Here is a 10,978-nt window from a genome sequence, read left to right as displayed (position 1 = left end):
TTGCTCATAACCTTATAATAGCATGAAAAATGAGTAAGTTTAAACAGCTTTATTCAGAAATTTAAACTCTGTCTCCAGCCCTAAAAAACAGGATTACTTACAGATTGTAAATATCTGCTGCTGTAGTACAAGCGGAAATCGGGGCTTGCAGGGCAGGGAGAGCTTAATGGGGTCAAGTTCCCAGACGTGGGGAATCACGCAAACGAGCCGACCCTCAAAGAAGCGAATGGAATACCCAAACAACACGAGATACCCGCTTAAATAGCTTGCCTTTTTAACAAGCTTAACCAGTACAGGTTAAACTTTATTTTGGGAAACTGTCAAGTCTATCCTCACGGGTTTAGAAATCGATAACACAGCACAGCTCTAAAAGCACAGTCCCCTGCCTATCCTAAATAGCATCCCCTGTGGGGGAGCAACTTTCAAGGCTTGTTGTAAGGTGCCATTGCACGAGATGTGGGTCATTCGAGGGGAATAAAATATCGAACTGCCACTTGCATCGGCTGAATTTATTCCCTAGTTTAGCGATGATCAAAATAAAGCTAATCCCTCTTTCGATAGATCGTTTCCCTATCCAATGGATCAGGTCTCGATCGCCCTGGACTCATTTGAACAGAGTTGAACAGATTGATGGAATCATGGCAGACCTTGTTCCATTTTCGCGAACTGGATCTATATCTATAGGAATAAAATTTACCTGAATTAAATCTTAATTGAGGATTAAGAGTCACTCGGTTGAGGCCACAGGTAAATCACACCAGAAATCCAGGTCAGGGCCACAGAAACCCAGAAGGCAACTAGGGCGATCGCGGACCATTCCCCAGGCAGAGGCGCGATCAACAGGGCGATCGCCAGGATTTGACTGACAGTTTTTAACTTCCCCCACAAATTAGCACCGGCGATCGCCGCATTACCCGTTAAAGCTGGATTGATGCGCCATCCGGCGATCGCCAATTCCCTAAACAAAATCAAAAATACCCCCCAAGCAGGCAACTGTCCCAGTTCCACCAGGGACATCAAGGGAGCCAGAACCAATAACTTATCAACTAACGGATCGAGAAACTTCCCCAACTCCGTCACTTGATCCAGTTTTCGAGCTAAATAGCCATCCAACCAATCCGTTCCTGCTGCCACCAAAAAAATCACCACGGAGATCCATCGCAACCTCGGAGTGGGGTCTGACAGGAAATACAGTAGAAAAGGCACCCCCAATAAACGGGAGAAAGTAATCCAAGTTGAGAGCGTCATAAATAGCTCACGAGAACAGAATAAAAAAAACCTAGGGCCGACCAAAGGATTGGCCCTAGATTAACATAATTTTGCTCTGAATATTTTGCTCTATACCCACAAACTGCTTTTAGCAGGCTCCTTTTTGGTTGAAAAGGACCTGGAAGGTTTTCCCAATGAGGAAGAAGTCATAAAGAATCGACCACTTGCGCTGATACTCCAAATCCAAGTGAATCACTTGTTCAAAATCTTTAATACTAGAGCGTCCATGAGTCTGCCATTCTCCAGTTAGACCCGGTTTAACGTTCAAGCGCTCTAAATGGTGAGGTTGGTAGTCTTTAACTTCCCCGGGAGTGGGTGGACGAGTGCCGACTAAGCTCATTTCCCCGCGCAGAACGTTCCAAAATTGAGGCAGTTCATCCAGACTGGTGCGACGTAGAAACCTGCCTACTCGGGTGATGCGAGGGTCATTTTCGTTTTTAAATAGATGTCCTTTGACTTCGTTTGTCACCAGATGCTGGAGATGTTCAGCATTGACGACCATTGAGCGGAATTTCCACATCCGGAAATGACGGCCCTTGTAGCCACAGCGGGTTTGGCTATACAGTAGGGGTCCTGGATTGTCCAACTGCATGGCGATTACAAGGGGAATAGCAATCACGGCTGTGATCGCCAACCCGACTAATGCTCCGACAATATCAATGAGACGCTTTATTTTACTGTCAAGGGAGGGATGGCATTCTTGCCGAATCGTTGGATTAGAATAAGTCTCTTGAATAGTGGATCTAGTGGGTTGATTAAGTGTAAAGGGAATAGATATATCAATTTTATTAGCAGTTAACACGATCTTCTCCCGTTGGGTTTGGGGTGGTTATCCTGATTCTTTACTGACTCTACTCAATGTTTAGAAAATTTGGTATAGGTACTCGCGGATATTTACTTAAACTTTGAAATGTTGGTTAGTTTTGTAAAGTTTTCGTGTTGTTTAAAATGAAGCCCTCGCCTCCTCCAACGCCTGCGCCTTGCTGTTTGACTGTCTAAACTGATTTTTAGAGATTCAGGTCAACTGACGCTATCCCACGATCCGGCGATCGCCCAATTGAGATGGGGCCAGGGTTCAATTCTGTACCCTGGCTTCCCTCACTATCCGATATTTTAAATTTTTTCTGTATTTTTAACTACATTTATCCGATATTTATATAGAAAAATTTTCGGAATGATGGCGTGGAGGCGTTAAAAACTCACTTAAATAAAGAAGTAGGGGGTCTTCAAAATGTTGATGAGTAGTTGTGGCGATCGCCTGCAAATATTGTAACAACCGCCGAGACTGTTCAAGATTAACCCGATAAGCACCATCAACCTGTTCAAACAGAGGGATATCCGGTGTGAGAGGATATTCCGTCGTCGCCGCCAGTTCCGGCATCGGGACTACAGAGTTCACAGACGAACTCAACCCCGGAGGCAAATCCCCCTCCAGGAACCCTTGAATCCGACTACCCAGCGATCGCCCGTGAATCCCGCGACGTTCCACCAATGCCACAACTTCCCGTAAGGACCGGGGGGAGTCATCGTTGATTGCCCGTAACAACTCCGCGAGTAAAAAATAATCCCCATACTGCTGCCGATTCAAGTCCAGAACCCGAGGATACAAAGGCAACGCCGCCAACCCGAAGGCAATCCGACTCGAACCTGACCCCCGATTTCCCCGGGGTGGATCAGCGATTAACGTCGCATTCGGGAGTTTTTGCCGCATCCAACCCCTTAACGACAGGGATTGTGCAGTCCCCCCGGTACAGACTGCCCGCTCAATGGCGATCGCCGATAAACCCGTTTCAATCAACAACGCATTCAGCGCTTGATTCAAAAAGTTGAGAAACGGCTCAACAACTAAGGTTTGTAACTCACGGTGAGCGATCGCCCAGCGAAACTCCCCCACCGTAACCGGATATACATCTCGCTCTTGTAGCGCCAACTTCACTTCTTCTGCTGCCGCTAACAATTCTCGTCCCGCCTGATGTTCGAGTAATCGCTGCTGTAACTGCATTCGTCTCACCCCATCAGGCTGTCCTGGACAGGGTAACTCCAAATCACATCCCAGATACCAATATCCGCGATTCTCCCGACGGACTGCCTCGGTCCAAAATAACTGACAAATTATATCTTGATCTAACCCGTGACCCGCATAAGGAAAACTCCGAGTTTTAAAGTGAGATTGACTGAGTTCCTCCAGGTTTTCTGGCACAGAAACCAATGCCAACTCCGTCATCGTAGCACCGGAATCGATCGCCAATCCATAGCGCGTCCCCACCGCCCGAGAGCGATGCCAACTGGCTCCCGGTCCTTCCTGGGGGTGAAATTGTCGAGATAAGACCGAGGGAATCGTCACCCGTTCCCCACCGACTCCTGGAAGTACCGAGAGCCATGCAGCGATCGCATTTTCCACAAATAGCACTTGGGCTGGTTCTTGGACGAGCTTCGCACTTAAGATAGATTCGCGAATATTAAAACAATAACTATCGGGCCAACTTCCCGGAAAACTCACAATTGCCCCGCGTAACTGAGCGATCGCCTGGGGAAACCGCTCCGGTTCTAAACCAGCAGCGCCACCAATGGCAGCAGAAGGGGTCGCCATCGTTAAGGCCGATGACAGAGTAGCAACGGCATGACTGCGAGGAGAGGAAGCCTGGGGCCACATCCGCGATCGCCCAGAACCCGATGCCACTTCCACCACCGGCAACCCATCCGCCTGGGCCAATGGAGCCACCCCAGCCGCCGCGATCGTCGCCAACAGGGAACTCAACGCATCGAGCAAGTCGCTTAATCCGAGGGACCTTCCGTGCGATCGTAACACCACCTCGCGTTTTGCTCGTTTTCGATTCAGCAACTCCAAGGGGACAACCGTCGGGTGCATTTCTCGGTCCCGCGCGTTCTCCTTCAGTTTCGTTCCCGCAATCCCCGGCAACAACAGGGGTTTAAACTGATGCAACCACCATCCCTGGGACCGTAGATAAACTTGGGAAGGCAACCGAAACGTCGGGTCAGAACCCTGAGAACCGAGAGGATGCCAATAGAGCGGATATAACTGACAGGTCAGGCGATCGAACAAAGCTGCCGACAGGTGAGTCGTCCCGAGATCAATTCCCAAATACCAGAACCCTGCCGATCCGTTTGGCGCTGCCATTCTTCTGTTTCCCCCTTAGCTGGTTGCCGTCCCAAAATGAGTGTAACCGTTTACTATCCTAAACGCGCAGGTGTTACCAGGAAAAACTCAGGCGGGGCATCTTTGAGTCTGCTGACGGATATGCAATTCTGAGACTAGGTTTTGAGACTTAGCCTTTACCCAGTTTGGGTTTCGGGTCCTGTTGGTCTGCCTAGGTCCTCCCCAACCTCTAAATTATTCTACAGCACCCCGATGATGATAAGGGGCCTATGCTGGCGCAAGACTGTTCCCTGATTGTTCTCTAGGTAGAACGGGGGCGATCGGGAATCGATAAACCGTACAAAAACAGATGCAAAATTTCTAAGGGACACAGAGGAGGACTAGGAATCATTAAATTATCATGACCGGGATGAAGATGAAATCTGATTCCTCGTTTATCATTATCATGACCGGGAGTATTGAGGTCAAAACGGACAAATTTAACAGAAAAATCGTCAGGAAAGCGAATTTAAAAGTTAAATCCCAGAACTTGGGCCGGTTTGGGATTTGCGTCGATGAGAATTGCAAAATCAAACCAACAGCGATCGGTTCGTTCAAAATGAGGGAGTTTTCGACTGCGCTTAAAGTTTCTCTGCCCGCCCATAATCTCAAAGACTTCCTTACCATACTGCCCGGATTTTTCGAGGTTTAGTAAATTGCGGATTTCATGAGGTTTGGTTTTTAAAATCTCTTCATCCGAGGCTTTATTCAGGGTTTTTAATATTTGATTTTTAAAGTCTTTAGCACTTTTAATCGTTGTGGGGGTAACCTGCCCGAGTCTATCCTGAATCTCCTGACCCATTTTTTCCCAATCACTTTTACCGCTCAATGAGATCCTCCCGATCTAGAAGAACAAGCCATTCCCCATATTCAGGTTCTGTGGGTAATTCTTTAGCTTCTGCAAGGGCAATAACTTCGACATCCGACTGTCCAGACCATTCTCGCAATGCAGACAATCGCGCTTCTCGTTCATCATTTGTGAGCAAGTCTGCACCTTGATTTAATGCATAAACTCTAGGACTCAACCAACTAAAAAAATTTGGAGCATTGGTCTTGATCGCTCGAAGAGATTGCGAAGATAAAATCACCACTCCTCCCCGCCCTTTGCGGTTTAACCGGCTTCTGAGACTGTCAAGATGACGCCAATCGTTAGGCTGCCAAGTTTCAAAATTCCACAGCAGTAGATAATCAGCCCCTGAGTTATGAACGCGATCGCAGAGTACACTCACTCCTCTTTCTCCAGAAATGCTCTCGACTTCGCACTCAGCCAAAATTTCGATACCCGATTGTAAATCATCGAGAATTTCTTCAACGTTTAAAAGCTCTACAACCAGACTCGCCCAAATATTACTTTCAGGCTGCGATCTAACTCTCTGCAAAAACTCATCCAGAGAAACTGAAGCAATTTCATTACCCGATCCTGATTTTATCATCAAAGCTAATTCTATACTTTACTTTTTTTGATTAGAGGTGAAAGTGCAGGATGAACAGCATGACGCAGTTCTGGATATCTATATTCTAAAATCTTTCCTTCGACCAATAATCTAATATCTTCCTCAGTTCTGGGAATAAATTTGCCTTCTTTTGAAACTCGCTCCATCGTATCGCACTCTTCATCTGATATTCCAAAAATTTTGGCTCTCCCAAATGACTGAGCAGCCACCTCAACATGAGCTTCGTTCAAATTATCGCTACCGGATAAATAAGCTTCTTGAATAGCAGATTGAGTGAGGTTAATCAAGTCCCGTAGCATTCCACCTGAATAATGAATAAGGCCATCTACTGACGATTGACCCAGAAACCCTTCGGATGCACGAACAGCCAGAATGTTGGCAAAGAAATTCCGAGCATCCGGATCCCTGACAACATCAAAACATGGTTGATAATCAAAGGAGTTAACTGCACTCTCAAGACGGTTTTTATATTGGCTGTAAGCTACTTGTATTGGCCCAATTATAACCACTCCTATTCCCATTTCTGATAGAGATTTCACATCTCTAATAAGTCTTAGAAAAATTTCCTCTTTATAGAGGCGATCTAAACCATCCAATAATAACACGATTGTTCCATATTTTTCAGATAAAACTTGTTTTACATATTTTATTGCCTCTAGTAATTTTTTAATTTCTTCAGGAGCTTTTGGCCGAATGGGAATAAGTCCTGTATGTTCTACTACCCTAACTCTATTTCCATCGGAATCGTAGCTACCATCATTATAATAATCATTCCAATAATCATCATCATACATACTCTCATAAACCGTCTCTTGATAACCGTAAGCTAATTGACGAATGGTTGTTATAAATTCACCCATATTTTCCTGATCACTGTCTGAGACAAGTTCAGATATCGCCACCCCCACCATTGCCAGTAGCACTCCGGGCTTCATCTGAGAAATATCGGCTTCCAAGCTGACATCCAAATAATGAGCGTAGGTATCTTCTAATTCGTTAATGCGATCGCGAGCGATTAATAGCTCGGTCGTTTTCCCTGAGCCAATGCCACCGATTAACAAATGCGTAGAAGCAGGACGAAGCGCGATTTGTCCCGCTATCTTGTCTGCCAGGGATTTTTTTGGATGGGGTACATAGTGACCGCGTTCGACCGATCGCGCTGGATCTGCCGCACCCTCAAAAGCTGCCATTTCTTTTCTAAACCGCTCAAGTCTATTAGACATATATAATAGGGCGAGTGCTTGATTTTAGATGAACTCTTATTTTAGCTTAACGGTGGGATGAATAGATGTATTCTGAAGAGACCCCCTCCAACTCCCCCTTGCCAAGGGGGAGAGTTAGATTTGGACCAGAAGTCTCATAAAACATAACAATTCTGGGCCTTGATAAACTTGTGGAGTAGCGGATTAATGCTCGTAATCCACAAGTTTTGCGGAGACTTAACGTTCCGTATCCAAGGGGTCTATTTAGAGACATTTGGAGCATCGGACCAACTTTCAAAAAAAGTATCCAGGGTGGGATTGGCGAGGTCATCGTCCGGGGAAATAGGGACCTCTGGCTCCTCTGCTTCCGGTTCGGGATCGGCGGGTGCCTTGGCCTCATCCTCATCATCCATGAAGTCAGCGAAAAAATCTTCCACTGTCTCATGGTGGACATCTTCCTCCACTGTGACTTTGACCACCGGAGGCGGATTCGTTGCCATCAGTTCGGCAAAAATATCATCTAAGGTGGGCAAAACATTGTTCGATCGCCCCGTTGCCTCGGGTTTACTTTCACCCTTGGGAGTCGAGGACCCAGCAGTTGGTCCAGAGACGGTTTTCTGGGAGTTGCGAGAATTTGACTGAGTTTGAGAAGGTTGAGCCCCTTGAACTGGACTTTTCCCAGCCGGTTTCGGCCCGTTTTCAGTCGGGGAAGGGGGTTCCATTTCAGGGGTAAAGTCTGCTTCGAGCCCGATCGCATTCCAGTCCGAGTCCCCTGCCTCCCAAAGCAAGTTTTCCCCATCGGCATCTAAGGAAGCATCTCCACTCTCTTCCCAAGGCAGAGTTCCATCCAACTCCTCTAAGCTGACTGACTCCGATAACGGGGGTTCATCGGCGAGGTCCTCCAGCCATTGTTCAGCACTGAACTCGGTCCCCGGCCAGTCCGAGGGGTCCGGACTGGCCCCCTTGGCTTCTGCTTCCTCTAATTTAGAGAGGTCCTCATCTAAGCGTTTGATGCCGGTGTTACTCAGCCAGAGATTGTCGAGGTCATCCTCTAGCTCCTCATTTGGGAGTAAATCTTCTTGGAGGGAAGCAGGGATATAGCCGGTTTCTTCCCAGTCTTCCGCTAAATCTAGGTCTGAGACGATCGCCTCCTCCTCAAATTCAGGAAGCCAATCCTCCATGAGGGAAGCGGCTGTATCCTCCACAATTTCGGGTTCTGGGTCCGGCAACGTTGCGGGTTCTGGGGAGACTCCGGTTGCTTCGGTAACCGTCTCAAAATCAGCAAACAAATCGTCTGTGGATTCTTCTGTTTGATTGGTTGGGGGTTCCGGTTCCCTGGGGGGTTCGGTCTTCTGGGGAGCGGGTGGGGAGTTGATTTCTAAAGGCGATCGCACGGGGGTGATTTCTTCTGGAATTGAGGCATCCGACTTGGGGACCAGGGACTCTAGGCGATCGCCAAAGAGAAAATCATCCATATATTCTTCTGAATATTCGCCCCCCATGCCTGGGGCATCCGTGCGACTCTCCAATTCTGCAAATAAGTCATCTTCGCCATCAGGGGACCTCTCCTGAGTCTGACCACTGTTCGGTTCTTCACTGAGGGCGAATAAATCCCCATCCCCCGACTCCGGGATGAACTCCGATGGGGGAGGGAGATTTTCTTCGAGTTCCAAACCCTCGGACAACTCCCAATTTTCGGGCAAGTCATCATCCGCTGTAACCCACCCCTCCAGATCTAATTCCGGTAGGTCCTCGAAGTCCAGATCCGAGGTCGCATTTGGGCTATTTTCCGGGGCGATCGCCTCGGAAAACTCCTCCGTTTCCGAACTTTCGGCCCATTGTGCCGCGAGTTCAAAGTTATCTTGAGACATTTGCTCCCGAGTCTTAGGGACTATTTGAGGCGCTGTCTCCGTTGCCTTGTCGAGATCTGAGAATGCCTCCGTCATTCCCTCCTCTGCTGACTCCATTGGCGGCGTTAATTCTGCTCCGGCAAAGGGGAAGGTGAGTAGTTCAGGACTGTCTTCCGGGGAGAGTTCAGATGCTGATGGTGGAGTAGAAACTAGGGGTGTTGTAGGCTGCTTTTGGGGGGGAGTTGCACCCTGGGCTTTACCCCGAGTTTTGGGGGTTTCCGGGGATGGCGGTGGAGTGGGAGGAGATTTGAGGCGATCGCCTGGAGATTCTAGGTTAGAGGGTTCTGGGTCGGATTCCAGGGGGGAATCCTGCTCATTGACGATCGCCGCTTGCGTCGAAGAGAGCAATCGCAGGGATGATTTTAAATAGGAGGAGGTCTCTTGACCTAAGAGTTGGGCCAGGTGATTGACCAAGGCGCTAAACATCAGTTCCCCTTGTTGTCCGAGGCGATGCATCTTGTCTAAGCCTTGAACCAGGGAGTCATTGTAGCTGTTAACGTTGCGTTCGAGGGCTTCAAATACAACGCGCAGGGTAGAGTCGAGGGACATCAACAGGCGATCGGATTCCTCCTGTAACCGCTGCAACTCTTCTAATCGGGCTTCCGGGGATAACAGGCCCGAATTCTGTGCCGTAGTAAAGGCGTTGAGATCTTCGCGGAACTTAGATTCGAGAGCGCTTTGTTCGAGGCGATCGGCAGTCCCCTCAGTTAAGAGTTGGGTTTCTATCTGTCCGATCGCCTGAGAAACCTGTTGCGAGAGGCGGTCTTGCAGGGGGTCGAGTAAAGCTTGGAGAAAGTCGGCGATCGCTTGCTGTTGATGAGCCTGTTGTCCCGCGAGAGTCTGGTAATGGCGTTGTCTTTGCTCCAACTGCCGGACTTCTTCCATCAGGGAATACCGCTCTTGTCGTAACGTGGCGATTTCTTCCTGTAATGGCTGCATCAGGTTAGTCCGTAACCCGCTCAAATCTTGCATCAAGGCTTGTAAAACCGCTTGAGCTTCTTGAGCTTCACTGACAGCTTTTGGGGCGATCGCATAAGGCTGCATCGCACTCACCGCCACCGCATGGCTGCCCTCCGAGGCCAGCTGGGAATCCAGATAGAGACGAACTCGCTCCAAAACCCGCCGAGTCTCACCCGAACTCCACCACGCGAGGCGGGAGTTCATTTTTCGCAGAATTCCATCAATGTCTGCAATCAGTGCTTGTAGTTGATCCCGATTAGAACTCACCATAGAACCTCTGGCGATAAGAACAGCACAGACTTCCCCTAGGCCCTGAAAATACTGGTACTTTTAACGTATCGTAGCTTGTGCTGAGGCAATTTTTTGATTCATTTTTGGACGATTCCAATTTCTATGCCTTGAATCCACGCCAGGGCGATTGAGTGGGGTTGTTGCTACTAGAGCAGGGGTACAGTTTGAGATTCCAGGGACAAGAAACCGGATTTTTGGCCCAGATTGGGTGCTTTCAAAAGCCAATATTTTGTAACAAACCCGGTTGATTTTCCCAATACTGTACTGGCACCCTAAAAGAAGAAAACGATGAGCCTTGATTTCCACCGCTTTCGGCTAAATTGATTTTTTTTTCGGATATCAGGATGCCCTAACCACATTTTATTACAAATACCACGATAAACCGGACCCAGGGAAGCACTAACCCCTGCAGGACTGACACTAAAAAACCGCGTTTCCACGAAAAGGGTAGGGGCTTGAGTAAAAATATGGATAGAGAAACCCGGTTTCTGGGGTGGGTCAGTTCTGAACTCGATGGGGGAAAAAGAGCAGACTCCCCAAGGCTATTGTCAAGGGTCTGTGGGGTCAGACTCGCGAATAGGTTATTATGGCTAATTGACACTCCCGATGTCTAAAGACACGGGGATTCTTGCACAGCCTTAGACCAAAGCCTAAGTCTGATGGGCGCTGCTCAAAGTGCCTCTAATAAGTCCGCTCAAATTAGATTTGAACTTTCCCTTTACTTTGCGAAGGATA

General features: G+C 48.1%; 7 protein-coding genes. All 7 read right to left on the bottom strand.

Going from position 1 to position 10,978, the window contains the following annotated elements:
- Positions 1-720 precede the first annotated feature (720 nt).
- The gene (gene pgsA / locus J0895_RS05425; RefSeq protein ID WP_207087101.1) at positions 721-1,248 is read right to left on the bottom strand and encodes a CDP-diacylglycerol--glycerol-3-phosphate 3-phosphatidyltransferase; all 528 of its coding nucleotides are present in this window, start codon (positions 1,246-1,248) and stop codon (positions 721-723) included.
- Positions 1,249-1,357: 109 nt separating this feature from the next.
- A complete protein-coding gene (locus J0895_RS05420; protein ID WP_207087100.1) occupies positions 1,358-2,071 on the bottom strand; it encodes a sugar transferase in 714 nt (237 codons plus the stop codon).
- A 351-nt stretch (positions 2,072-2,422) separates the two neighbouring features.
- On the bottom strand, positions 2,423-4,408 hold the full coding sequence (locus J0895_RS05415; RefSeq protein ID WP_207087099.1) for an acetate and sugar kinases/Hsc70/actin family protein: 1,986 nt from the start codon (positions 4,406-4,408) through the stop codon (positions 2,423-2,425).
- Between the two features lie 487 nt (positions 4,409-4,895).
- The gene (locus tag J0895_RS05410) at positions 4,896-5,255 is read right to left on the bottom strand and encodes a hypothetical protein (RefSeq protein ID WP_207087098.1); all 360 of its coding nucleotides are present in this window, start codon (positions 5,253-5,255) and stop codon (positions 4,896-4,898) included.
- Complete coding sequence (locus J0895_RS05405; protein ID WP_207087097.1) at positions 5,245-5,859, bottom strand: hypothetical protein; 615 nt, start codon at positions 5,857-5,859, stop codon at positions 5,245-5,247. Before J0895_RS05405 ends, J0895_RS05410 begins: the two co-directional genes overlap by 11 nt.
- 11 nt (positions 5,860-5,870) lie before the next feature.
- Positions 5,871-7,103 carry a hypothetical protein gene (locus J0895_RS05400; protein WP_207087096.1) on the bottom strand — a complete coding sequence of 411 codons (1,233 nt, stop codon included), beginning with the start codon at positions 7,101-7,103 and terminating at the stop codon, positions 5,871-5,873.
- A 239-nt stretch (positions 7,104-7,342) separates the two neighbouring features.
- Positions 7,343-10,222, bottom strand: a complete 2,880-nt coding sequence (locus J0895_RS05395) for an AAA family ATPase (RefSeq protein WP_207087095.1) — start codon at positions 10,220-10,222, stop codon at positions 7,343-7,345.
- Positions 10,223-10,978: the final 756 nt, after the last annotated feature.

Source organism: Phormidium pseudopriestleyi FRX01, assembly GCF_017313335.1.
In the GTDB taxonomy this organism is placed as follows: domain Bacteria; phylum Cyanobacteriota; class Cyanobacteriia; order Cyanobacteriales; family Laspinemataceae; genus Laspinema; species Laspinema pseudopriestleyi.
The sequence above is the reverse complement of the archived record's forward strand: the minus strand, read 5'-3'. Positions and strand labels throughout refer to the sequence as shown.

Excerpts from the sequence above, each read along its gene's own strand:
- pgsA (WP_207087101.1), bottom strand. The coding sequence starts at position 1,248 with ATGACGCTCTCAACTTGGATTACTTTCTCCCGTTTATTGGGGGTGCCT.
- J0895_RS05400 (WP_207087096.1), bottom strand. The coding sequence starts at position 7,103 with ATGTCTAATAGACTTGAGCGGTTTAGAAAAGAAATGGCAGCTTTTGAG.
- J0895_RS05415 (WP_207087099.1), bottom strand. The coding sequence starts at position 4,408 with ATGGCAGCGCCAAACGGATCGGCAGGGTTCTGGTATTTGGGAATTGAT.
- J0895_RS05405 (WP_207087097.1), bottom strand. The coding sequence starts at position 5,859 with ATGATAAAATCAGGATCGGGTAATGAAATTGCTTCAGTTTCTCTGGAT.
- J0895_RS05395 (WP_207087095.1), bottom strand. The coding sequence starts at position 10,222 with ATGGTGAGTTCTAATCGGGATCAACTACAAGCACTGATTGCAGACATT.